Below are 24,520 nucleotides of genomic sequence, written 5' to 3'. Positions count from 1 at the left end.
ACGGCCCCGCTGGTCGAACCAGTGGGGGAATTTTCAACAGTAGCCTTGCCAGTTGCTGCGAGTCCAGCAAGGCTCGGCAGGTGTTTCCAGTTCGGCGATATCGCGAAGGCGCTCACCAAATTGCGCCGCGAGCTGCCCCCGCCGCGTGACGAGTGCGGGAAGCCGTTGCAGTTGCTCACGCCGATGGCAGCGTGCAGGTCGGTCAGTCGGTAGTTGTGGCCGAGGTCAGGATGGCCCTCGTAGATCACCTGTTTCGAGCTGTGCCGGACCGTGTCGGTAACGCTCATGCGTGCATGACCTTGTCTCCTCGGGGGTAAGTTCACGCGTGATCCGAGATACTAGACGGCGTTTGCAACTCGACGTAGGCGCAAGCTTGAACGCAACGCCAATCGCCCGGGAGAGTCTCAGTATAGCCTTATCCGGGCCGTATTGTGGTCATGAACGTTAGCATTATATCTCCATATGAAATTTCTGGTTGTATTTTCAGAATTTCGTTAAGACGATAGATTATCGTTTTATTGTTGATGAGTGTCTTTAGAGATACTTATAGTAATTACTACTCAACTGGAGAACCACATGACATCGATGAGTTGCGACAAGGAAATACTCGGGATACACCCGGAAAGGCTGAACAACTTACGCGCGACGACGGAGGCAGCCGAGTGACGACCGAAGCTCCCATTTCCACCGCTTCCGCATCGACGGCAACCACGCAGCCGGCGCAGGGTCTTACCTACACCACCACACCGATCCAATCAGAGTATGATGGCCAGGTGATCGAAAATCTTGACATCTACGTCACCAACGGGGACGCGGTCACGATTACGCACGACAATGTCATCCTGCGCAATTGTCTTATTCATCACGTCGAAGGCGACGGGGTGATGGTATCCGGCGCAAACGGCGTGACGATCGAGAACACCGAGGTCATCAACGCCGACCCGCCGGCGGGAATTGACCCTGAGACGAGCCCGAACATCAACAACATCAACGCCGAAAACGCCTCGAACTTGACCGTTCGTAATACCACGGTGCGGGAAGGCTCGACTGGCATCTATCTCGTGAACTCGCCCGGCGCGAGTCTTTCGCACGTCGATGGCTACGACTTCCATGGCCCAATGCCGCGCGGTCAGTTCGTCCAGTTCAACAACTCGGGCAATAGTACGCTGACCGACTTCTATGCCGTGAACGACGCCGGCAGTTCGCATCCGGAGGACATCGTCTCCGTATACGGCAGCCCGAATACGACGATCTCAAATGGGGTGATCGACGGTAACAACTCTCAGACCGGCGTGGCCGTTATGTTCGAGAACGGATCGACCGGTGGCAGGGTGGATCACGTTGACGCCATCCATCAGGGCAATGGCGCGTTCTCTTCCTACGCGAGCGATGTGACCTTCGATCACACGAGGTCGTTCGACGGTATCAATGAGGATCAAGGCCGCGGGCTCCCCTCGTCGAATGGACTGATCTGGAATGTAAGCTCCGGCGGGGTCAGCGTCCTGAACTCGAGCTACACCAACCCTGGCAATCCCAACAACACCATTTGGGATGCGTCAAAGGCGGTCGTAGCCGACGTCCACGAGGATCCCACCGCCACCCCGGTGGCACACGTCGACAACCAGTTCACCTGGGACTACGCAGGGGCTAGCTCGACCGACACTGTCACGGGCGCGAGCGTCACCACCCCAATCACTGGCTCGACCGGGACCGAGACAGGGTCTGGAACCGGGATTGTCGCTCCTTCCGGCGACACCAGCGATGGCACCTTGTACGGCAGCAGCGGCGCCGATGTATTGCATGGAACCAGCGGCCACACGATGATCGGCTATGGCGGCGACGACACGTACCATGTCGATAATGCCAACGAGAAGGCGGTTGAGGCGGTGGGCGGCGGCAACGACAGTGTGATCGCCTCGGTGAGCTATGCGCTTTCGGCCGGCTCGGAGATCGAGCATCTCGCCACCAACAACGCGTCCGGCACCACGGCAGTGAGCTTCACCGGCAACGAGTTCGCCCAGACCATCGAGGGCAATGCCGGCAACAATGTCATCAACGGCGGGCTCGGCGCTGACGTCTTGACCGGTTACGGAGGCCACGATGCCTTTTCGTTCAATACTGCTCTTGGAACGGGCAATGTCGATAAGATCACCGACTTCAAGCGCTCCCAGGACACATTCCATCTTAGCGATACCGTTTTCGCCGGGCTTCAGCCGGGAGGGCTTCCATTCAAATCCTTCTTTGTTGGTGCAGCCGCGCATGACAGCTCCGATCATATTATCTACGACAGTGCAACCGGGGCTCTCTCTTTCGACAGTGACGGAGGTGGCGGCGCATCTCAAACACAGTTCGCCACCCTTTCCCCACATTTGTCGCTCACCGCAGCCTCGTTCTATGTGACCTGAAGGACTACGCGGGAACTAACATCCCGCGAGCCTGCCCTGGCCGAATAAGAACTGGATCATAGTACCTCAAAGCCACGATCCCGAAGCGAAGGTCAGCGTACCAAAAGCGGAGCCCGGTTTTCCGAGAAGATCACGCTCAATGGAGTTCCATCCCGATGTCATCGGGATGGAACTGACTGGAGTTGTGAGCTTTCCGTAGTTCATGCGGACCGAACCGAGGAGACTGGAGTTGCCAAGTTTCAGCACTCACCGCAGGGTACTAAATGAACATCCACAAGAATGCCCGTCTGATGGCGCGGCGCTGAGAGGAGCTGGCTCTTTCGGCCATCGAGCGACGTTTTTTCCCCAGCCTTGCGGTGCGGGCCTATGGTGTGTCGACGCGAGCCGGCCTGTGAAGCTGGTCGATGGCGTCGATGCGCCGATGGTCAACCCAATCTGGCTTCGGCGCGAGATCGGCGTCGTTTTGAAGAGAACGTGCTCCTCAACGGGTCCATTCGCCAGAACATCGCGTTCGCCGATCCGGCTGTGCCCATGAAGCCGGGGGGGCTCGTCGGCGCTCACGATTTCATCCTGGAGCTGCGCGAGGGCTAGGACGTGTCGACTGCGTATTGCCGGCGCCTGGGTCGCCGGCTTCGCGATGCGCGACATGTCTTCTCATCGAACGGATACCCTGATCCTTGAAGCAGCGGACGCCTCTGAGGAAGTTCGTGCAACTCCGAGCTTATTCATGCGGGCATTACGATCCGGTCGGATCGCTACGCCCAGATCTGCGTAGGGGGTCGGGAACAGCTCTATCGTCCACTGCGAGGAGCCGCCGATTCCGCCTAAGCGCCGCGGCGCGTCCGCTTGCGCTGCGGGAGCTATTAACTAGGAAATCTCCGGGGGGCGTCCTGTTTGCGGCGTCGCTTATTGTGGTCGGGCCCTTGCCCCGATTGAGATCATGGCAATGGAAAAGTATCGTGTCCGCGCGCAGCGCGCCCATGTGCGCCTGGAACGCATACTCCACGAGAACCCGCCGATTGCCGGACGCATGCCTCTGACGCCGGCGGTCCGGCGCGCTCTCCATCCCAGACGGGCTGCCGCGGTGCCGGCGCTACGTTCGGGCGGACGAGCGACGGCAGCAACTGGTCACGACTGCCGAGACAAGTCGCCAAGCTCGCCGAAGCTGGCGAAAAGCAGATGACGTGCTCAACCGACCGAAATACGCGCACCGCGGTCCGGGAGCGTTGTCGGCTTTAAGATACACACGATCGGAGCCGTGGGTTCGCGCCGGCGAAACCTTGCTGGAGATCATCCTGATGACGGCACTCTGACCGTTCGGCGAAGAGTCGCCGGTCGACATCAACAATCGACATCAACAATGTTGCCGAGGGCCTTCCTGCCGGGATCCGACAGCCTTCGTTCAAGGCGCTCTCGACGCCAGTCGCGATCGGCGAGGTGCAGACCGTTGCCGGCGGACGCGCTTCAGGAGGAAGTAACGCGGACCGTGCTCCCCTACTTGAGCAACCTCTAAGACGCGTTCAGTTTCGGCATGCGCTGCTGACATCCTTACGGCCGACCCTTCCTTAGACCGGATCAGGATGGACCGCGCAGACGCGGAAGGGTCAATTGCGGCCAGGTGGACCAGAGTGGATGTGGTTCGTGTCGCCCCCTCCATTGCCGGGACGTGCGCCATGCGATGCGGCAATAGCTTGCGAGTTTAAGCTCGTGCCAAGCAACAGAGCAATGGATGGAGGCGTTACAACAGCAAAACGCCCGGCATTCTTTAGAAATTCTCGACGCGCCTGTTCTTCCTGGGTATGGTTGTCTGTCTCCCCGCGCTTCATCGAACTTGCTCCCATCCTTGAGTAATAAATCCAGCGCCCTAATTTGACATTTGCCTTTCGTGAAGACAAGGCGCCATCAAGATACAATTCAGGAAATTAAGTATTACTACGCTTTTGACCCGAGATCGCCGTCAAGGAGGATGGTGGTGGCGCGCCGTCCAAAGTCGAGCGGACTCCGTCGGCCCAAACCATCGCCATGTAGGAGTCGCCACATACCCCACAGCGAATTGCCGACCAGGCGCAATGGAACGCCGAGGACGGGATGGTACAAGGGGAAGACGCGCCGCCAGTGTTGAAAGCGAACCCATGGACGCCGCACATATTGCGCCGGTGCGCTGACGCCAAAGAAGTGACTCAAGGTCAAGAGTTGAGTATCGAACGCATTCCGCGCGCTCTGGTCGGGCAAGGATGTTCGGAGCGCCGCCCAATCCAGCTTATGCTGTTCCGCCAGCCGTGCCAGATCATAAAGGTGGCGAAAGTCGGTCCTTCCGCGCCAGTAGTCCGCCTCCTTGATGAGATCATGCATCATCCAGTGGAGGGCCCGCGACTGTGGGGCGGGGATTTTCGCCCTAAGGCCGTGACGGCGTGCAAGTCTCGGGGGCTCACGGTCAATCTCGCGGTATGGCCGGAGCTCCAGGAGACCGACATCTTGCGGGCGCGCCATGCCACCAGCGACCGTCACTTCGGCGTAGCCAAGCTTGGCAAGACAAGCCCGGGCAGCCCCTTCTTTGGTTGTTTCCACAGCCAAGTCGAGATCGCTCATGATTCTGTCGGGAACCCTGCCGCTCGATGAAAGGAACAAGGGAACGGCCCCTTTGAGCAGGACCGGAACGACGCTCCCCTGATTGAGGGCAGCAACGGCTTCATTCAGCTGCCTGCGCAAGCGCAAATTGCGTTCCCGGTTGCAGCGGTAAATGAACTGAAGATACTGGCCCACCTCTTCGGGGAGCCGGTCACGCTGGCCCGTGTGCGCAAGAGTGGCGAACAAGACGGGCGTAAGCAGAGTGTGGTTGGCGAGTGCAATTACCGCCAGCCAGTCGGCCGTTACCACCAGGCGGCCGTTAAGTCCCGCGATCAGGGCCTCCAGCGCATCCCTGGTGGGCTTCATCGGCATGCCGCCTTCAGCAGTTCCAAGCCGTCACCCAAGTTGGCATAGGTCAGGCAAAACCCCTCTGCCGATCGGATGACTTGGCAAAGAACGTCGAACGCAGTGCTACTTAGCTCATTATTCCGCGCAAAGGCACCGTTCAGCAAGCCACGCAGGATCTCGGTCGGGTCAATCACCCGCAGGGAAGGTTTGGCATCCTGCGTCCGACAGAGCAAGACCACCCAGCCCACCGGCCGGGGAACGGGAGGGACATGATCCCGAAGCACAAGAAAACGCACACGCCTGCGATCGGGACGCCGGTAAACCCGAGACCTGCCGAGTTCGGGGAAATATTGTCCGAGAATGGACCATGATCCCGATTTGACTGAAGGCGCAAAAGCAAGGCCGACACCTTGTCCGGCCGAGTCGAGAAGTGTCACATCGTCTGCCGCGAAGCCAAACCCCGCGTGGACCAGCGCCAGTGTCAGGGTGGTCTTGCCCGAGCCAGGGTTACCACAAAGGAGGAGCGTGCGGCCGTTCTTGAACAGCGCCGCCGCATGCAGAGCGAGTTCATATTCACTGTGCCCAAGCACTTCGGCCAGCAGTTGCCCTTTGACCATAATGGGTATCTCGTCTCGACCACAGGAATCAGTCCAGTGGCCGTTTCGGAACAGGTGGATCCGCTGCCCACGCTCAACCAGATGGAATAGGACGTCGACGGCACTGTTTCGAACTTCGAGATGCTGAAATACGGTCGAGGCCGGAAAGGCGACGGCCGCCGGATACAGTATGCGCACACACACGCCTGGAACAGCAACGACCTGGCAGATATGTTGATGAGCTGCGGTTGGGCCCGGCGGTGGAGCCGGCTGGATTAGGCCGAGCTGTTCCCAGTCTTGAAGGGCAGCCTCGACATAGCCATGGGCCTCTTGCCTATCAACGCCACGGGCTGCCATCTCGCCCAAGATAGCCTGGACCGGCACGCCTTCTTCAAGCGAGCGCCAGATATCCGCCGCAGTGTCGTTGAGCGTAAAAACTGCCCCCTGCCTTGAACTGAGCAGGATATTTTGCCCTTTGATGCATGCAAGCCGACCTTGGGGAACCAACCTCGCCGTAGCATACTCTACAAGGGGAGGCCCCGCAGTTCGGTCAGTGGTTCGGGTTTGTTGCGGGCTCACAGAAGCCGTCATCCTCGTTTGTCTGGGCGTGGAGATCGTTCGATTCGAGTGGAACTCACGACCAGAGAGACACGATCTTCGTCAACCTTTCGAGCCATAGCATTCCCCCTCCGCTCCCAAAGCGGCAACTTGCCAACGCCGTTGCCGTGCGGGCACTTTTGCCTGAGGTCGCAGATTATGCATTGAGCGGTCGCTGTTTTTCGCACTGATCATCGCTTGCGTTCGGTTGTTCTGTAACAGCGCCTTTTGTAGTAGAGCCGCACCTCTCATGGTGTCGAGCCTCACCCAAAGTCGTATTCAACTGATAAGGTCGAAGAAGAGGTTCGCTTTTTCCGAATGAGGTGTCGCTTGGCAGTTAATCGATGGATCGTCGGCCAGCCGCCACTCCTTGCAAATCAATCACTTGCCACACAAAATCGCCTCCAGCGGTCTCGAATCGGCCAAGTTGGGCTAGACGGCGTTTCGCCCCGTCCAGATGCGGGGGACGGTCAGAAGCAGGATCTTTACGTCGAGCCAGACCGACCAGTTGTTGACGTACCACATATCGTGTTCGACACGCTTGATCATCATGTGGACATCAGGCGTGGCGCCGCGCCAGCCATTTATTTGTGCCCAGCCGGTGACCCCCGGCTTCACCTTGTGCCGAGCCGGATAGAGAGAGATGATCTGGCTGTATTCGCTGTCATGCGCGAGCGCGTGCGGCCGTGGGCCTACCAACGACATGTCGCCCTTCAGCACGTTCCATAGCTGTGGAAACTCGTCGATGCTGAACCTTCTCAATATGCGCCCAACGCGGGTGATGCGGGGATCGCCCCTGCAGGCTTGAGGGACAACGGGCCCGTCCTCCAGGATCGTCATGGTTCGGAACTTATAGATCTTGAACGTGCGGCCATTGAACCCGGCCCGACGCTGACAGAAGAGCACCGGTGCCCTGGATTCGAGCGCAATCAGCGCCGCTACAACGGCCAAAGGGGGCAGAAGAAATGGGAGGGCGACAGTGGTCAGCACAAGATCGAAGAGCCGCTTCATCAGGAGCTGAGGCGCCGTCAGGGGCGCGCTTTGCAATTCTATCGCCCTCGTCCCCCCCAGGTTGACGACAGGTCGCTTCAAGAGCGCGCTAACGACGTGGTCCGGAAGGAGCCTTACGGGTACCGCGACCACGCAAAGGTGGGCCGTGATTTTCTCAATCAGGGATATGTCAGCCCAACTGACAGCAAGGACGATCTCGTCGACAGAACGCCGACGCACATGTTCAATGAGCTTATCCATACACTCAAGGAGCGAGCTCTCGCTGGATGCAGCCGGCAATGTAATCGTTTGGCAGACCTGGCATCCGGAAGCCTCGATTGCCTGGACAACGCCACTTGGCACGCGCACGTCCGATTGCGTTACGATCACTACTTGCGGTTTGGCAAGCATGTCCGACCTGGTCAAGGAGGCAAACAGTCGTCCGGCGCCCAGGCGCACGAAGATGATGCCGCCAAGTCCCGTCACGAAGAACAGCATGACGGCTTGGCGCGAAAACATGTCTCCCACCTTGAGTGCAAGCGCCACAACCGACAGGCAAAGAAAGACCGCCGTCCAGATCAGCGCGACCTCCTTGATCTGAGAGGCCAGCGACCGCAGCTCGGAACTCAGATACAGGCCGCGCGCATATGCGGAAGTCGAAAAAAGGGCGGCTACAGCAACACCGAGCCCGAAGTTCCGGCCGTACTCGCCGAAATGTCCGAAACTCACAAAATCATATAGCATTCCCGAGACGATGCTGAGCAGCACGACGTATATTGCCTCGAGAAGCGGAAACGACTGCAGAAGAACATTGACCTTGACGTGCGCGTTCCACCGCGGTGCGTTTGACGTGGCGCCCGCACGGGGGCCTTCATGAAGAAGTGCCATGACGTTCACCTGCGTTCGAAGCCGCACTCATCGACCAACATCGCGATGACCCCCTCCTCTGCTGAAAACCACCGGAGTGCCCAGCGTGACGTGGCACCCGTCGCCTGCGATCATTGCCCCTTCACGCGAAGTTCGGTTGCGGTGGCTGCGGTAGCACGGGGAATGGCCAGAGAATGGCAGCGACACTGCGCGAATCCAATTCGGCATAAGCTCTAACCCCAAAGGGTAGAGCCGGCGGACACACCGACCTTCCTTGCCCGCTTCCGGCGCCTGTTAGCCTTCCGAGTACCTCGAAATGATATACTCTCGCGCGCACGCCTGAGGCGGCGGACGCTCCGATGGAAGCGACCGGTCCGAAACTGCCGCCCTTTCTCTTTGTTTGGGCGTCGCTGAGCGCCGAACCCGAAACCGGGTCTCATTTTCGGGCCTGATCGCCTAGGCGAGCGCCATAGCATCGGCGGCGATCCGTCGCAGCTGGAGCTTGCGAGCGTGGAGGCGTGGGAGCGGCTCCATGCCGATCGTGGCTAGGATGTGATCCCAACGGTAGACCCAATCGTGCATCTCCAGGCAACGGACCGTACTTGTCCGGCGCAACAATTCCGTACGGCAGGGGTTTGCGTCGAGTTCGCCAATTACGTCTGCGATATGGCTGGAGTCTGGTGATACCTCGATCACGGCGTCTGGCCAGTCGAAGTGCGCGCCGAATTCGGCGCATTGCGGCGCGGTCCCAAGCATGACGGCGCCCCCCGCGGCCCCTTCGAAAAGACGGGCAGGCAGCACCTGCTCGCCGGCAACCGTGACGGCCTTGGAGTTTGCAAGCGTCGCTGGACTGAAAGCCATGAAATAGCGAGTGCGCCTGATGAGATTGGCGAGCAGCAAACGATGCTCATGCCAGGCCTTCACCCGGGAATCTGTGCTTGCGAGCGTGTCGTAGAGATAGAAGAGGCCCCGCTCTTCGGCCAGCTTCAGAAGCTGTCCGTGTATCTTCGCGGCTCGGTTGCCGATCGAGTATACGTCGATCACGCGTTTGACCGGCGATAGATACGGGGTGGCAATGAGGCCGTCGACAGCCGTGGCAAGAAAGGAACAGGGCGTGCGGGTGTATTGAGGCAGGCGCGGTATGCACGCGCTGTGCAACAGGAACACGTGGTCGAACTGGTCCAGGAGCTTCAGATATCGGCGGTCCTCTTCGAGAGTGCTCGACCAGAGCTCGAATAGATACGCGACAGCAACCTTGCATCGGCGGCGCCAGTCGTGGATCCGAGACAATTCTACAAGGCTTTGCGGACTCCAGGCGACGAAGAAGAAAAGGTCATAATCTTGCGTGAGCCGAACATGCTCAATGCTAGGCGCGTTCATTAACCCCAGCCCTTTGCGAAACGCGTTTGTCAGTCTATTGAAGTCACGCTGGACGTTGTGACGGTCGTGCTTTGGCAAGATGGCGTGAAAGCGTCTCGTTAGGTAGTTGTCGATGCCAGGGGCGATCAGATCGGCATCCTCGCATTCGGCAACGATACGGCAAAACTCATACGCCGACGCAAAGTGAGCCCGATCCTTCGCATTGAATTCAGAGGCAACCAGTGTACGTCTCTTCAAGGAATTCTCCCGGCACTTGTCATTCGACTTTCAACTATTCGGCCGCCACAGGTTGGCCCGGCGCATAGTGCCCCAGTGCCGGGAGGGGTTGCCGACCCAGGATCATGTCTGCTGCCTTTTCCGCGATCATAAAGACAGCGGCCGAAGTGTTGGCCGAGGGAACGGAGGGCATGATGGAAGCATCAACGACCCGCAGGCCCTCGAGGCCGTGGACGCGCAACTGGTCGTCCACGACAGATTCAACACTTTTGGATGGGCCCATCCGGCACGATCCGCACAAATGATAGGCTGTCAGCCCGGTTTCGCGGGCAAACTGCAGCCGGTCGGCGTCGTCCGTTATTTTCGGGCCGGGAAGCTCTTCCGTGCAGTTGTAGCGCCTGAGCTCGGGGGCCCTAAACAGCTGCTGCACAGTCTTCATGCCGTTGATGACGACCTGTCGGTCCTGATCATCGGCGAGATAGTTGGGCTGGATCAGCGGCGCTTGAGACGGATCTGCCGAGACCGCCCGAACATGTCCGATGCTCTTCGGCCGCAACTGATAATAGCCAAGCTTGATGACCGGAAACCGCCGCGCGCCGCCGTGATCGGTAAGATTGCCCAGGGCAAGGTCAAGCTGGATATCGGGGGTGGAGTGAAGATCCCGCGAGTTGGCGAACCCGTAGACGAGCGACGGGCTGACGGCGAGAAAGCTAGGGCGGCCCAGCATCCATTTCGCTGCCTCGCGCAGGAGGGCGAAGCCGTGTCCGCTGACCGTTTCGATGCCCTCCACCCGGGCGATCAGGTGGACTATGTAGTGGTCCTGAACATTTGCACCGACACCGGGCAATTCGTGCACAACCGGAATTCCAAGTCCGGAGAGAATACTCGCAGCACCCACGCCAGACAGCTGCAGCAGCTTTGGTGAGTTCGCCGCGCCAGCGGAGAGGATCACCTCTCGACGGGCCCTCACACAGCTCGTGGGATGACCCGGCCCTCCTCGTCCATATCGAACGCCGATGGCACGCTTTCCCTCGAACACGACGGCAGTGGCCTGCGCGTTCGTTCGGACGTCCAAGTTCTTCTTTCTGGCGATCGGTCGTAGGAAAGCCCGTGCTGCACTCACGCGCCATCCGTTATCGATATAGCGCTGATAGTAGCCCACACCGGCCTGGCTTGCTGCATTGTAGTCGGGATTACGCGGGATGCCGGCATTGACCGCGGCCTCGATGAATGCATCACATAGTGGATGTCGCCAATCGCAATCGGTAACTGGAAGCAGTCCGTCCGTCCCGCGGTAGAAGGGATCGCATGCCCCAAGCCTCCGCTCGGTTCTCTTGAAATAGGACAGCACGTCGGCGTAGCCCCAGCCTCGATTGCCCTCGTGGGCCCACTCGTCGAAGTCCGCAGCCGCGCCGCGGTTGTAGTTCATGCCGTTAATTGCGGTCGAACCGCCTAGTGTCTTGCCCTGCGACATCGGAATAGAACGGTTGGCCGTCCCCGGACTAGGCTCCGTTTCGAACTGCCAGGCATATTTCGGATTCGAGGATGTCTTGTAGAGTCCCGCCGGAATGTGCAGCAGGATGCTGCTGTCGGCCGGCCCCGCCTCGAGCAGGCAGACCATATTGGTCCCGTCAGCCGCCAGACGGTTGGCCAAGACGCAACCTCCCGCCCCGGCTCCGACGATCACATAGTCAAAGACGTCCCCTTCAACCGACATCGCCTCGCGCTCCGCTTGTTACCAGCTTCAAAGAATGGCAGGGAATCCGGCCGATGGCACTTTGCCCATCGGGGTTAAGCCTTATGAAGGGCTTCCGCGGCGGGCAGAATGGAGAGATGGTGTGTGGAGTGCTGTGCGTGCATCGGCCTGCCGCCGATGTGCATTCGGGAACCTGCGCCGCTGGCGCACAGGGGAAATGGGGATGCCTGACGACAACCTGGTCGAAGAAGCCGCCTTGCCGAGAGGCAGGGTCTATCTGCATCTCGTTGGCCATCTCGACGTCTCGGCACAAGCCGAGTCGACGTTTAGCACCCGAACTGGGCGGGCTGAAAGATTCCATGTCGCGCGGCCGGCAGTCTCTTGAACCCCGGCGCCTTAATCGGCGCCGTCTCCTTGCCGGGCTGCTAGCGCTGCCTGCCTCGGGTGCCGTCGGTGCAGCGGTGCCTCTGGCCCAGGGGCAATCGGACGATAAATGGTTCGGGGGTGCCGTCTCCCTTCCGCGTCCAAGCGGACCCGTGCTCACGCGCGCGGATGGGCAGATCATTGAAAATCTTGACATTTACGCCCCCTATGGCAACGGGATCACGGCACTCCATCAGGGTGTCATCGTCCGCAGCTGCCGCATTCGTCATGCCATGGGCAGCGGGATATACGCCCGCGGAGCCGCCGGAATACGCTTGCAAGATCTCGAGATCGATCATGTCGGCGCTCCCCCCTCGGTGACCGGGCCAAGTCGGAACCGCAACAACATAGAGCTGGAAAGCTGCCCGGATGCGATCATCATCCGTGTCAAGGCGTCCCGCGGCTCCTCCAATATCTATGTCTTCGAGTCTCCAGGCACCCAGATGAGCTTCCTCGAACTCCACGACGCGCGCGGGCCGTTCCCCCGTGGACAGAATGTGCAGTTCGACCGCTCTCCGGATACCAGCCTGGAAGAATTCTCGGCCGAGAACGGTCCCACCTCCTGGACCGAGGACAACATTTCGGCCTTTCACTCGGACCGCTGTACAATTCGACGTGGACTCGTCTTCTACAATAACAGCCCCACAGGCGTCGGCGTCATGCTGGAGGGAAGCTTCAATTGTCTGGTCGATGACGTCGATGCCGTTCAACAGGGCAACGGCGCCTTCTCGGCCGTTCCTCAGGGTAAGGTCGGCAGTGGCGGTTGTGCGTTCAACCGCTGCCGGAGCCGGGACACGTACAATGAGCCACGGGACGGCAGGGACGCCCCGACCTCCAACGGCCTGTCGTTCCATACGCGGATATCAGAAGGCGCTGAAAAGCACAGTGTTAGGGACTGCTGCGTCTACGCACTCGCCAATCCCGGCAACATCATCTGGCAAAGGGCGGCCGTGAATGCCGGTTGGTCCATCGAGCGCAAGCCATTTGAGCCCAGACCGGCATTGCGGCTCGCCTTCAACTGGCAGTGAGTAGAGTGCGCTGGTACGTCGAATCCGACTTACCGACGACGACGCCAAAAGAGAAGCAGGTCTAATAGCATTGAGCGCGACGGCGACATCCCAAGCGTCCAGAGAGGCGCCGATGCGAGAATCATGCGTCCGGTCGTCGTGCTCGTATCGATAGGTGTGTCGACGATGCGAAGACCGACATCCTTGCTGCCAAGCCTTTCGATGAGCGACAGCACTTCACGGGTTGTACGCGCAACACGGTACGGCTTCGTGACCGCAATCACGTCTCCTTTCCTGGCACATTCGATCGCCCTCTCCAGCTCCGGCGTCGAACCGAATATGCTAGTCTTCTCGCAAAAGTAGTTCTCGGCTCCCAAGCGGGCAAGATAAAGCTTTTGCGCTTCCAGTCTGGCAGCGGGTTCGAAGGTGTTGATACGACAGTAGCCGATGATCATCGCATTCTCCAATCGTAAGAAGCTTTCAGCGAGGCTCCAAGGTGCTCGACGAAGCCGCCGAATCTGGGAGCCTGAATGCTGCCGCGGCTCGGCAGTCCCTTTATCATCTCCCATATCCGGAGAGATCCGCGAGCTCGAGATATTGCTTTGCGATTCCCCGTGCATCGAACCGTCCCGCCCACTGGCGGGCACCTGTCGACAAGCGCGACCAAAGGTCATCATCGTCCAGCACCGCCTTTAGTGTTGCGGCCATCGCCTCGGGCTGTGGCTCGACCACTGCCCCATTCACCCCATCCGCCAGGAGATCCCGGCTGAGCCTTGAGGTCCCGACGATGGGTGTGCCGCTGGCGATCGCCTCCATCACCGTTGCCGAGCCGACAGGAACCGTATAACGCGTGGGGAAAGCGGCGACGCGAACGCGGCTGTGTAGCTCGCGAACGCATGCTCCCTCTGCCATGCCGAGAAGGACTACGCGCCCCCTTATCGGTTCAGAAAGAGCATCGACCGCCTCCTGCACCGGTCTTGTGATGTCACCTGTCACGTAGAGCCTTACAGATGCGTCATTGAGGGCGCCGAATGCCCGGATAGTAGCCTCCGGCACTTTGTACGGCGAGGTGCCGGCGTGAACGATTGCCCGCTCGCGCTCTGCCAGCCCGCGAGACGCATATGACTCGAGATCGATGCATTTGGGAATTTTCAGGATTTGGTCGCTTGGCAGCCCAAGATCTCGCACCAGTTCCTCCTGAAGCTCGGTCGTGGTGGCGACGACGTAATGGCAGCGCCGCATGCTCGCGCGTCGAATGGCTCGCCATTCTGGCGCAAGCGCCCCTTTCCGCCTCTCGAGATCGTGAACGACCTGGACGATCGTGCCACGCAGCGGCAGCGGCATCGTCTCGCTGTGGATGACAAGGTCCGGCCGGAACTGATTGATGATACCGATCGCCCGCAGCCATGCCGCGACTGAGGCCGGTCCGGTCAACGGCGTGCGGCTCAATCCGATTATCGGCAACTCGAGGCGAGGCGAAAGAAGTCGCTGGAATTTTGGGCGGCTTTCGAAGGTGCCGACCACAATCTGCACCTGGTGCCCCAGTTCGAGCAACGCCTGGGCAAGTGCCACAATGAAGATGCTCACGCCATCAGGTGAATCCAAAGGTTCGCGCCGGGTCAAGACAATGCGCATTCGATCAAACCGTCAAAAATAGCAGCCTGCGGGCGGCCGCTGCGTCCCGTTGCACCGTATCTCAGCAATGGAAGCAAATGAGGACCTCTCCGAAGTATGCGAGGCGGCAGGATCGATCCTCGGCGCCAATCGATAAACGACAAATGGGCAGTACCTCGGCCCGCCCTGCGCTCGTTGACGCGTGAAAGCTTGATCTGCCCTAAAGTCGTTTCCTGCCGGCGCATGTTCCGGCTCACCTCACGAGACTGCCGCGAAGGCCCGGATCGGGCGCCTCACCAGGGGTTCATAGATGGCCATCAAACGATTGAAGTTTGCTTCGGGCGTGTATTGCTCCTGATAGGCGGCATAGGCCCGGCTTGCCACTTCCTCCAAGGCAGATCGGTTTGAAAGCGCCCAGCGCACCTTATCGGCCAACGCGCCGGCATTGCCGACAGGAACGACAAGGCCGGTGACGTCCGGCTCCACGACCCCTTTGATCCACGGCAGCTTCGAGCAGATGACCGGCAGCCGGCTTGCGAAGGCCTCGATGACGGTCATGGGAAACAATTCACACCCTTTCGACGGAAAGAGCAGGAATGCTGCAGCCTGCATCTCCTTCAGCACCGTCTCGCGCGACTGACGCCCGAGATATTCCACCCGCTTGCCCGCAGATTGCTCGACGAGCGGAGCCAACGGCCCGTCGCCGATGATCCGTAACGGATAGTCGATCTTCTTCCACGCCTCGAGCAGCGTGGCCACTCCCTTGTGGTGCTCATCCAGTCGTCCGACGAACAGCCCTCCATTGCGACGAAGGTCACCGAATTTCGGCGGCCTGGCAACGGCATTCGGCTTGACGACGATACGTTCGGCCGGCAGGCCGCCTTCCACAAGCTTGTGCCTGGCCCAGTCGGTAAGGGCAATGAAGCGGTCGACCTTGCGGGACCAGGTGCCGGCTCTCTTGTGAAACTCGACCATTGCGGCAACGGCGAGCGTGCCCGCCAGGGAATTCCTGTAGACCTTCTTCGGAACGGTCCACCAGCAGGCGTGGCGCAGACTTCGCTCCCGAAGCCTCTCATCGGGATAAAGCAAGGCGCTGGGACAGAGAATCCTGAAATTGTGCAAGGTCATTACTGATGGCACGCCGGCCTCGCGGCACGCATCCAGGATAGAGGGGCTCAGGAGAGGAAAGAAATTGTGGATATGGACGATATCCGGTGAAAATTCCGCCAATTTTCGGGACAGGGCCCGCCGTGAATGAGGGTTGTATATAACCCCCAGGGCGGTAGAAATTCTCCGCGCGACGCGCACGATATCGTCATTTGTGGCGGAGAACAGCTCGACGTCGATCCCGTTCTGCTTGAGGCACGCGAACTCCTCCCGAACCACGCTGTCCTCTCCGGCTCTTATCTGGTAGAAATTATGAACCATCAAGACGCGCATTGCAGTCCCGCCCCGTCCGAATCTCAGTTCGGCACCCCGGACGGCCGGGGCGACGACGCGACGGCTCCGGAAAAGTCGACTTTTGGCAAAACGACCTCCACAACGTCGCCGGGCGCAAGCCCGAAATCTTCGCTGGCGGGGAGCGTCTCGGCGCCCTGCTCTCGCTTCCTATGGACTGAGATCTCGGGCCGACCCGCGGCTGTCAGCAAGGTGGATTGCCCTTGACCCGTAAGCGCCAGCTTCTGCGCAGTACCCTCAAGACGCGCCGATATCTGGGCCAGATTCATATAGGCCTCCTGTAGCTCTCCCAAGGCCGCGATTTGTCGTTCACTGTCGATCTTGTTCAACTGTCTGACATATTCGCCGCGCTGGCGCTCGATGTTCGATGCCTGGACGATCGTATCGAGCAGTTGGGTTGATGACATAAGCACCGCTCGACGGGCTTCAGATAGTCGCGTGGTCGGCGCCAGGCCCTTCTGAAACAGCGTCCTGACGCTCTCGTAGTCGTCGGTGTCGGCCTGGCTTCCCTCTTCGTCCTTCTTCTTCTTTTCAGACAGGAGCCCCAGCTGCAGGCTGGTGTCCTCCACAGCACGTCGCAGAAGCTCCTTGTCCTTTTCACTGTCTGACAGACGAGCTTCGATATGCGCCGTTGCCGTTTGCTTCAATCGTTCTGCGAGCGCCTCAGGCACCTGCCCGTTCTCGACATATTCGACTTCTTCGCCGAGTTCGGTGCGAAGGCGCCAAATGCGAGTCTGTTCCGTTGCGAATTGCGCCCATAGGGCTTTGTACTCGGAACGGAAATCGGCCGCTTCCATAAGCGGATTGGCGATGCGAACCTGGGCAGCGCTGTAGCCACCCGCAACCGCCACAGCCTGTCGGACGGTCATACCCGGCCGGAAGATGTACTCTCCCGGCTTGGCCACATCACCATAAACATAGATGGGCCGGTATTCGGCAAGCGAAACGAAGACCTGGTCGGTCTGGATAAACTGCGTTATTTCACGGCCGTCCTCGGCCCCCCGCCGATACTGTTTACTGGCGAGACTGCCAGCGATTATTGCCTGCGCTCGTTGAATGGAAAGGCCACTGACGTGAACCGCTCCAACCAGCGCTAAATTCACCTCGCCGTCCACTCCGATCAGCAATCGCTGCCTGAAATCCGGAATACCGGGGACTGATATTTCCAGCGTATCTCCGGGCTGTAGCGTGTAGTCGGCAAGTGCCGCTGTCGGAATCAGAGCGATAGCGCCAGCGAACGAAGCGAGGCGGGTCGAAGCCATGGTCATCGATAGCGCCGACAGCAAGAATCTCAACAGGTTCATGGGTCACCTAACGGGGTCCCCCGTATCTCTACGGGCGACGTAGCACGGGTTTCTCCGGCGCGGGCGAACCTGCGCAATGGACAGCCTATGCTACCAGAGGAGGCATGGCCGAGGCCGAGGAAAATGGCTGGTTCGCTGGCTCATTCGAGGCACTCCTCATGGAACCGGCACGGCTGTATGAGCGGGCAAATCAGCGGACGGCTCTCCTGCTCCTGCCGCGCCAAAATCGCACAACGCGATCCCTTCTACCGAGACAGATAGCCCGCCCTATGTCGGGTGGGCCGCATCCATGTTCGTTCCAATGTATGAACAAGCGCAATGCTGCGTTCGACCGAGTTCAACTGGAGGAAGTTCCACAGCCAAGGCCGGAACGCTGGCGCGAAGCGCGATCAAATAGCCGTATGAGAAAGCAATTCCCACAATCTGTAGAGGGCTCTCCAGGGCCGGATTGACGAACATGGCGAGGAAAATCGTGATGAAGACTGTGGACGCATGATTGCGAACACCGCGTGGCAGTCGATTTGGCGGGAAGGCGACCAAAATGGCAGACACGATCAAAATGAAACCAATGACCCCCGTCCGCAATATAGCCTGAAAGAACGAATTGTGAATTCCTGTCGAGAGTATCTCAAGCATTCTGGCATGCGTAATATTATGGGTGTCGGGAAGAAAGGTAATATCCTCGAATCCGGGAAACTCGTATCGCCATCGGACCGATTCCTTCCCAAATCCGATGCCAAACCCGTATGTATCCGCAACGGATGAGAGTGCGTCCGAAATGAACGCGAGTCTGATCCCGGAGTTCGGGTCCAGAGCAAAGGTTTGAGGTATGAAGTTCAACCCGACTGCATAGGCCGAAGTCAGTGCGGTCGCCAAAGCTGCGGCCATCAACCGGCCGGGCACGCCAATTAGAATGACGATCACCGTGACCGCAAGCACCTTGAACTGAGCCAAGGGGCTGGCGAGGGCTATTCCCAAAAGGAGCAAAATGCCGCTGTATCGGCGCCAGTCGTTCGTCAGAAAAATACCGCCTGCAATGAAAAACACGGCAATGACCATGTTGTTGATCAGCGCACCATAAAGAATCACTATCGCGGCTTGCCCAGATGCGCGCGGATAGTGCACGTCCTGCTGAAACATCACCGCCGGCGCGACAACGAGAGACAGGAACAGGAAAACGGGTGCACCAAAAAAGGCATTGCCGCTCATCAGCCTGCGGCGGAAATAAGCCTTGGACGCCCATGCGACGGCGAAGAATCCTACAATCGGGACGATTTGCCTTGTGACTGCTTCTTGAAGGAAGTGAACCTGCCAGGAATCCGGCATCAGCCCATATCTGGACAGCAGGGCAATGAAGAGGCAGAAGGCGGTGTAAACCGCGAGCAGACGAGGCGGCACCGTTTGCCGCAGCAAGGCATAGGCCAGACAGACACCGACCGGGACCACTATGAAGAAAAGGCCAAGCAGGCGCAGGGATATTGCGAGGGCGCAGGCCAGCCAAATGCCCGAGAGAAAGAGGGTGTAGTCGAGCACGTCAGGGGAATGGCTGCAAACGAGGTCGACCGGCTTTGAACCCTTCCTGCGTGACAATGTCGCTGGCGAGGTCATGACCTGTATTCGCGGTTAGAACTGAAAGCCGCACGGTTCATCCTGGTCAAAATTACTGTCGAGAGTTTCTCTGCAGGGATGATGCGCAGGATTCCCTTGAGGTGATCCGCGAAAGTGCGGCGTGCCTGCAGCACCAGGAGGACCTCGCTGATGACGCCCATGGCCGCTTCCAGATCAGCGGTGTGGTCGGTGCTGTGAAAATCAGCCACTATACAACTGTATTCTTGCTGCAGATGCTGGAGTGCAGCGGAGATGGAGAGCGAGGCATTCAACTCGGGGACTGACCCCGTAGGCCTGAGAACCAGAACTTCCAGCCCTTCCTGATCCGCGGGAATGGTGGCAAACGCCCTGGCGAGCTTGCGACCTGGCTCCGCATTCAGCATTGGCTTGTCCATTGATGGCTTTTGCCAATTCGCATCAACGAGCAGTGTCTTTTGCCCGGTCGCGGCAATGACCCTTGCGAGATGAGCCGCCACCGTGGAGCTTCCGGACTTGGCGAGGGGTGAAGCAACGCCGATCACAAATCCGCCTTGGTGGCCCTGAACTCCGCGCATACGGCTGGCAATCTTGCTCAGCGAACTGTGAAGCTCGGGAGCGTCCTTTGAGTAGACGCGCTGCAAAGACTGCTCGCATGGCCCCACAACATTCCACCTGCGGCGGGGAATTCTGCGTATCCCTACAATCCGATCAAGGCCGGTCGACCTGTGCACATCCTCGACCGTTATCAGGCGGTGGTTCATTACTTGCCTGATCAATGCGTGACCAACGCCGGCAACCCCACCGGCCATAACGGAGAGGGCTACCATCAGGGCCGTTGGCGGCCAACTGCGTTGGGGAGGTGGTTCGGCGGGCGTGATGACCCTTGCGCTCGGGATCAGCGACGAGGCGCTAAAATCGGAGTGGGTCCGCTGCAGAAGGGTACTGTAAAGCGCGCGATAAACCTCGGCCGCGCTCTGCTGCTCGCGAACAAGGGCTCTTGCCCTCTCCGCAGATTCAGGCTCCGGTGGAAGTTTCATCGGTGGTTCGGTCACAAACGCCTTTTCCCGAAGTTCAACCAGCCGCTTGTTCAGATCAGATGTTTCTTCCGCGCGAGCCGCCTGCCGGCGTTCGCGTTGATTTCCGATGTAACCTTCGGCGATCGCGTTCGCGAGCATGGCCGAGAACTGGGGATCGGAAGAGGTGACTCCGATCTCGACGGCGGTGGAGGAACCCATTTGACCAACGGAAAATGCGCGCCTCACAAGGTCCATCGCCTCATGCCTAATATTTGGCTGCGCCGTCGGCAGTTCGATACCGAAGAGAGACGCCAGTTGGCCCCGCACATAGCTGGAGATCCGGGTGCGGAAGCTGTCATCCGTCACAAACTCTTCGTCTTCCGCTAAGCCAGTGTGGTCAACAACGCGTCCGACGACCTCGTCCGACTGAATGACCTGTATCTGGCTCTCTACATAGACCCGCTCATCCGCCTGAGCTTCGCCCGGTTGCGGAGCGGGCGGAGATGAAAGGAGGATCGTTGCATAGGCGGTGTAGTATCCAGGCGAAAGGACTGTATACGCGCCGCCGACACCCAGGCCCACAACCATCCAGAGGAAGCAAAGGCGCCAACTGCGGCGAACAAATCTCAAGATGTCTTTCGCGGTCAGCTCGTCGCGATCCTTGGGTGGGATCGGCTGGTGAGGCGGCCCGGACGGCTGAACGACAAATTGATCGGTGGCGAACATACAGACTCTCCTATGACCGGAAATGATCGGCCTCGTGCTCCAACGGCGCGGATTGGGAGGCCGGGGAATATCCTCGCACCCGGCCTGCGTCGCAAGCGGCCGCCGTGCGAAGGACGGCCGCTCCGCCAATGAGGAAGAAGCCGCCTGAAACCACGAGCACAACGACTTCCTTCGCCACCAAGGCGTAAACAATGGCTTGCTCCGCCATGACGAAAGACAAAAAATATGCGGCCACCAGGAAGACTAGCAAACCGGATGCATTAAGGGCGGCCCATTCATTTTCATATCCGTAACTGAACATAAATATATTTGATGTGAATGTATTTATGTTCATTAGCAACGGTATGATTGCCATTGCGCGCACTATAGGAATTGCTCCTGAAAATTCGTCTCCAAATAGAATCAAAATTATATACGGAGCAACAAACAACATTCCAATACTCATCGCCGCCCCGCCTGCTACGGTGAATAGCGATCTCCTTATCAGTCGCACTCCAGCTGCCGGATCGACATGGGCGTAGTATGAAACTCTTGGTATGAAAGTATCCATAAGCAACTTGAAAAATACCCGCGCGGCTAACAGGAATTTTTCGGCGACAGAATATTGCCCGGCTGCGACATAACCTACGAAATGCTGGACAAGGGCGACAGGAAGGGTGACGAGGGCAGTCTCCACCGCTATGAAGAGGCATCCCTTCCAGCCATTGCGCAGCTGCATTCCAATCGTCGAAAGCGTCACGGACCTGAAGCCGCCGAGCCCAATCGGAAGGATGAAAGGTAAGCAGATGACGCCACTGATGATGGGAACTGCGCTCTGGATGGCAACGGCGAGTGCGACCTGGTCAGGTGATGCGACCATGGCGACGAAACAAACGAGCGCCAGAACGCGAGCAACAACCACCGCGACGGCCGCCTGCCAGGCGCGTTCCAGGCCGACGAAGAGCCAAGCCGGAAAAATAATGCCGCCGGCGGCCGAGAGCATTGCGCACAGGAATGTCGACCTACTGAGCGCCAGCACGTCCCCGGCCAGCACAAGGCCAACCAGGCATACAGCAACGAACAGCACCGCCTTGGTGGCCATGACCTGAGCAACCAGGGACGCGATCGCCGCCGGCTCGTATCGAAGGGAAGCAACCCTGCGTTGCGCGGTCCAATGAAATCCATAGGCCACGACGACGGCAGCGAGTTGCCCGATGGCGAGCGCATACGCGTAGCGCCCGAAACTCATGGGTCCGAGGACACGCCCGGCATAGGGCAAGATGATCAGCGGCTGCAGCACGTCGGTGACATGCAGGACAGCCAGACTGGCGGCCTGTTTGCTCAGAGTCATGGTAGCCTCCAGTCAGGTGCCTGTCGAGGCAATGCACACCCCACAGTCCAGATATGGCAGCGCCGCCTCCCCGCAGCAGCGCCAAAGAACAGCCGGCTGTGAATGAGTTGGCGCAGATCGGCAATACGGCGGTCCAAGTGTGCTCACTGGTCCCGCCTCCCTCTAACCGTCACGAAGTCTGCGCCTGGGAAGCAGCGATGCCTGCAGCAAAGCCAGGATGAACAGGCTGTTCGTCACGAGATACCTGCTCGCCAGCCGGCGGGGATCCTGGAAGAGCCGGTGCAGCCATTCCAGCCCGCTCTTCTGCATCCATTGCGGCGCCCGCTTGACGTCTCCGGCGTGGAAATCGAAAGCTGCTCCTACCCCCAACATGACCGCATTGACCCGGCCGCGATGCGCCTGCATCCAGCTTTCCTGCTTGGGACATCCGAGCCCCACCCACATGATCCTCGCACCGGACTTATTGATCATTCTGACCACTGCCTCATCCTCCTCGGCCGACAGAGGGCGCAGCGGAGGAGAGTAAGAGCCTACGATGTTTATGCCGGCAAACTCGGTTCGAATACACTGTTCGAGACGCTGGAGGGTGCCGGGGCTGCCGCCGTACAGGAACATTGCCGAGCCCAGTTCCGATGCCCTCCGGCAACAAATCCACATCAGGTCCGGTCCGGCGATGCGCGGCTGAGCCGCGTGTCCCTGCCGTCTCAGCATCCAGGCCACCGGTGCTCCATCGGGCGCGACAAGGTCGGCGCTATCCATCGCTTCGGCATGGGCGCGATTGCGGCGGGCGGTGACGACACTGTGGGCATTGCACAGGAAAACCGTTCGGCTCTCCCGCCGCAGGGCCCAGTCGAAGACGCAGTTGACTGCCTGCGCCAAGCCCAGGGCGTGCACCGGTACCCCAAGCACTTGCTCGCGCACTACTCCCTGATCGATCGCGAGCTCTGTCATGCCACCCTCGATTGCTGCAATGGTAAGCCATCATCACAACGTGCGAGCATCTCGAGTTCAATTGCTATTCCGAACGGGAAGCTGGCGGGCTGCGCTCATCGGAGGTACTTAAAAGGAATCCTCTCCGAACCGGATAGATAGGTAACAGAATGGATCGATTGCGTAGGTGACAGTTTTCTTGCCGGCCGGGAGGACCGGCGATGGTTCGGCAAGAGACTGGCATTATGGACGCGCGGCTTCGGTTTGTTGTGGAGTGCCTTACCGGCGATGAGACGATGACGCAGCTGTGTGCTGAGTTCGGGGTGTCGCGCAAGACCGGCTACAGATGGCTTGGTCGCTATCGCGCGCTCGGCTCGGAAGATTTGCGTGACCTGCCGCGGGCGCCGCTCAATCATGGCCGGGCGACGGCTTTGGATCTGGTGGAACAGATCGTTGCGGCCAACGAGACCCACCCGCCGTGGGGAAGAAGATCGTTGTACGGCTGAAGCGCATCGCTCCCGAGTTGGCCTGGCCATCGACCTCGACGGCTGGGCGATCCTTGCGCGGCACGGCCTTGTCAGCGTCCACAAGCGGGCACGGCTGCGGGCCTGTGGCAACCGACCATGTGGTTGCAAGCCGAGGCGCCGAACGCGGTGTGGACAGGCGATCACAAGGGCTGGTTCCGAACCCGTGACGGGTAGCTCTGCGAGCCGTTGACGGTGATGGATGCGTCGAGCCGCTACCTAGTGCGCTCGAGGCGACGGGCTCGACGGCGGATGACGATGCCTGGCCGGTATTCGAGCGGCTGTTTGAGCAGCATGGCCTGCCGGATCGGCTCAGAAGCGATAGTGGCCCGCCCTTCGCGTCGGCCGGCGTCACCGGGTTGACGCCGCTTGCGGTGCGCTTCATCAAGCTCGGCATCACGCTGGAGCGGATCGCGCCCGGCAAGCCGCAGCAGAACGGCCGCCACCAGCGCTTCCACCTGACGATGCTGCCGCTGGCCGAGGTGCCGGAGGCCGACAGAACGGCCCAGGGGCAAGCCTTCGAGGCCTTTCGCCACGCCTACAAATTATGAGCGTCCGCATGAGGCGGACACCCGGGCGCAGCATTACCGCGCCTCGCCCCGACGACACCGCCCGAGCCCGACTAATCTGGCCGAGGCGGTGGCGCGCAGCGTGCGCCACAATGGAGATCAGGCGGAACGGCGGCTTCATCTACGTTTCCAAGGCGCTGGCCGGCGAAGCGGTCGCCGCCGAAACCGAGGATGGTGAAATCGCGCTCCGCTTCCACGCCCATCCACTTGGCATCATCGGTACCAGGCGCATGAAGCTGGTGCGCCGCAGCGCCGGGGGTTGCCTACGGCATCGGGCGACACCGCGACGATCTTGACGCCGATATGCTGCCGGCGTGCCGGCGGCAACGGAGAGAACAACGGATATTCCTTTTAGGTACCTCCGATGAG

General features: G+C 59.6%; 16 protein-coding genes and 2 pseudogenes. 4 read left to right on the top strand and 14 right to left on the bottom strand.

Annotated features, from left to right (window positions below):
- Positions 1-36: 36 nt before the first annotated feature.
- A pseudogene (locus tag NKG60_RS05630) lies at positions 37-287 on the bottom strand (DegT/DnrJ/EryC1/StrS family aminotransferase); the annotation flags it as partial.
- A 375-nt stretch (positions 288-662) separates the two neighbouring features.
- Here NKG60_RS05630 and NKG60_RS05625 point away from each other — a divergent pair.
- Complete coding sequence (locus NKG60_RS05625; RefSeq protein WP_352862799.1) at positions 663-2,405, top strand: hemolysin; 1,743 nt, start codon at positions 663-665, stop codon at positions 2,403-2,405.
- 1,932 nt (positions 2,406-4,337) lie between these two features.
- Here NKG60_RS05625 and NKG60_RS05615 read toward each other — a convergent pair.
- From NKG60_RS05615 to NKG60_RS05595, 5 genes are all read right to left on the bottom strand, one after another.
- On the bottom strand, positions 4,338-5,345 hold the full coding sequence (locus NKG60_RS05615; protein WP_352974329.1) for a nucleotidyltransferase family protein: 1,008 nt from the start codon (positions 5,343-5,345) through the stop codon (positions 4,338-4,340).
- Positions 5,336-6,424 carry a PqqD family peptide modification chaperone gene (locus NKG60_RS05610; RefSeq protein ID WP_352862801.1) on the bottom strand — a complete coding sequence of 363 codons (1,089 nt, stop codon included), beginning with the start codon at positions 6,422-6,424 and terminating at the stop codon, positions 5,336-5,338. The genes NKG60_RS05615 and NKG60_RS05610 overlap by 10 nt, the downstream gene beginning before the upstream one ends.
- A 522-nt stretch (positions 6,425-6,946) precedes the next feature.
- Positions 6,947-8,392, bottom strand: coding sequence for an undecaprenyl-phosphate glucose phosphotransferase (locus NKG60_RS05605; RefSeq protein ID WP_352862802.1), 1,446 nt, complete (start codon positions 8,390-8,392; stop codon positions 6,947-6,949).
- A gap of 435 nt (positions 8,393-8,827) precedes the next feature.
- Positions 8,828-9,988, bottom strand: a complete 1,161-nt coding sequence (locus NKG60_RS05600) for a glycosyltransferase (RefSeq protein WP_352862803.1) — start codon at positions 9,986-9,988, stop codon at positions 8,828-8,830.
- A gap of 34 nt (positions 9,989-10,022) precedes the next feature.
- Positions 10,023-11,684 (bottom strand): GMC family oxidoreductase, encoded by a 1,662-nt coding sequence (locus NKG60_RS05595; RefSeq protein ID WP_352974327.1) that lies wholly within the window; start codon positions 11,682-11,684, stop codon positions 10,023-10,025.
- 202 nt (positions 11,685-11,886) lie between these two features.
- On the opposite strand from NKG60_RS05595, the gene NKG60_RS05590 reads away from it, so the two are divergent.
- Entirely contained in the window at positions 11,887-12,048 is a 162-nt protein-coding gene (locus NKG60_RS05590) for a hypothetical protein (protein WP_352862805.1), read from the top strand.
- A 151-nt stretch (positions 12,049-12,199) separates the two neighbouring features.
- Entirely contained in the window at positions 12,200-13,114 is a 915-nt protein-coding gene (locus NKG60_RS05585) for a right-handed parallel beta-helix repeat-containing protein (protein WP_352862806.1), read from the top strand.
- Between the two features lie 29 nt (positions 13,115-13,143).
- Here NKG60_RS05585 and NKG60_RS05580 read toward each other — a convergent pair whose 3' ends face one another.
- From NKG60_RS05580 to NKG60_RS05545, 8 genes are all read right to left on the bottom strand, one after another.
- Positions 13,144-13,548 carry a recombinase family protein gene (locus NKG60_RS05580; protein WP_352862807.1) on the bottom strand — a complete coding sequence of 135 codons (405 nt, stop codon included), beginning with the start codon at positions 13,546-13,548 and terminating at the stop codon, positions 13,144-13,146.
- A 103-nt stretch (positions 13,549-13,651) separates the two neighbouring features.
- Positions 13,652-14,680, bottom strand: coding sequence for a glycosyltransferase family 4 protein (locus NKG60_RS05575; RefSeq protein WP_352862808.1), 1,029 nt, complete (start codon positions 14,678-14,680; stop codon positions 13,652-13,654).
- Positions 14,681-14,965: 285 nt separating this feature from the next.
- Complete coding sequence (locus tag NKG60_RS05570; protein WP_352974653.1) at positions 14,966-16,135, bottom strand: glycosyltransferase family 4 protein; 1,170 nt, start codon at positions 16,133-16,135, stop codon at positions 14,966-14,968.
- A 35-nt stretch (positions 16,136-16,170) separates the two neighbouring features.
- Positions 16,171-17,469: a polysaccharide biosynthesis/export family protein gene (locus NKG60_RS05565; protein ID WP_352974325.1), complete on the bottom strand. Its 1,299-nt coding sequence runs from the start codon at positions 17,467-17,469 to the stop codon at positions 16,171-16,173.
- A 267-nt stretch (positions 17,470-17,736) separates the two neighbouring features.
- Entirely contained in the window at positions 17,737-19,077 is a 1,341-nt protein-coding gene (locus NKG60_RS05560) for an O-antigen ligase family protein (RefSeq protein WP_352862811.1), read from the bottom strand.
- The gene (locus NKG60_RS05555; protein WP_352974324.1) at positions 19,074-20,798 is read right to left on the bottom strand and encodes a GumC family protein; all 1,725 of its coding nucleotides are present in this window, start codon (positions 20,796-20,798) and stop codon (positions 19,074-19,076) included. Before NKG60_RS05555 ends, NKG60_RS05560 begins: the two co-directional genes overlap by 4 nt.
- A gap of 10 nt (positions 20,799-20,808) precedes the next feature.
- Positions 20,809-22,128, bottom strand: coding sequence for an oligosaccharide flippase family protein (locus NKG60_RS05550; protein WP_352974322.1), 1,320 nt, complete (start codon positions 22,126-22,128; stop codon positions 20,809-20,811).
- Between the two features lie 162 nt (positions 22,129-22,290).
- On the bottom strand, positions 22,291-23,079 hold the full coding sequence (locus tag NKG60_RS05545; RefSeq protein ID WP_352862814.1) for a WecB/TagA/CpsF family glycosyltransferase: 789 nt from the start codon (positions 23,077-23,079) through the stop codon (positions 22,291-22,293).
- Between the two features lie 200 nt (positions 23,080-23,279).
- On the opposite strand from NKG60_RS05545, the pseudogene NKG60_RS32220 reads away from it, so the two are divergent.
- A pseudogene (locus tag NKG60_RS32220) lies at positions 23,280-24,447 on the top strand (helix-turn-helix domain-containing protein).
- The last annotated feature ends 73 nt before the right edge of the window (positions 24,448-24,520 follow it).

This window comes from Mesorhizobium sp. M1428 (assembly GCF_040317515.1).
Classification (GTDB): Bacteria; Pseudomonadota; Alphaproteobacteria; order Rhizobiales; family Rhizobiaceae; genus Mesorhizobium.
This window is presented reverse-complemented; position numbering and strand designations above follow the sequence as displayed.

Coding starts and splice junctions, on each gene's coding strand:
- NKG60_RS05615 (WP_352974329.1), bottom strand. CDS start 5,345: ATGCCGATGAAGCCCACCAGGGATGCGCTGGAGGCCCTGATCGCGGGA.
- NKG60_RS05605 (WP_352862802.1), bottom strand. CDS start 8,392: ATGGCACTTCTTCATGAAGGCCCCCGTGCGGGCGCCACGTCAAACGCA.
- NKG60_RS05595 (WP_352974327.1), bottom strand. CDS start 11,684: ATGTCGGTTGAAGGGGACGTCTTTGACTATGTGATCGTCGGAGCCGGG.
- NKG60_RS05590 (WP_352862805.1), top strand. CDS start 11,887: ATGCCTGACGACAACCTGGTCGAAGAAGCCGCCTTGCCGAGAGGCAGG.
- NKG60_RS05580 (WP_352862807.1), bottom strand. CDS start 13,548: ATGATCATCGGCTACTGTCGTATCAACACCTTCGAACCCGCTGCCAGA.
- NKG60_RS05570 (WP_352974653.1), bottom strand. CDS start 16,135: ATGGTTCATAATTTCTACCAGATAAGAGCCGGAGAGGACAGCGTGGTT.
- NKG60_RS05565 (WP_352974325.1), bottom strand. CDS start 17,469: ATGAACCTGTTGAGATTCTTGCTGTCGGCGCTATCGATGACCATGGCT.
- NKG60_RS05560 (WP_352862811.1), bottom strand. CDS start 19,077: ATGACCTCGCCAGCGACATTGTCACGCAGGAAGGGTTCAAAGCCGGTC.
- NKG60_RS05555 (WP_352974324.1), bottom strand. CDS start 20,798: ATGTTCGCCACCGATCAATTTGTCGTTCAGCCGTCCGGGCCGCCTCAC.
- NKG60_RS05550 (WP_352974322.1), bottom strand. CDS start 22,128: ATGACTCTGAGCAAACAGGCCGCCAGTCTGGCTGTCCTGCATGTCACC.
- NKG60_RS05545 (WP_352862814.1), bottom strand. CDS start 23,079: ATGACAGAGCTCGCGATCGATCAGGGAGTAGTGCGCGAGCAAGTGCTT.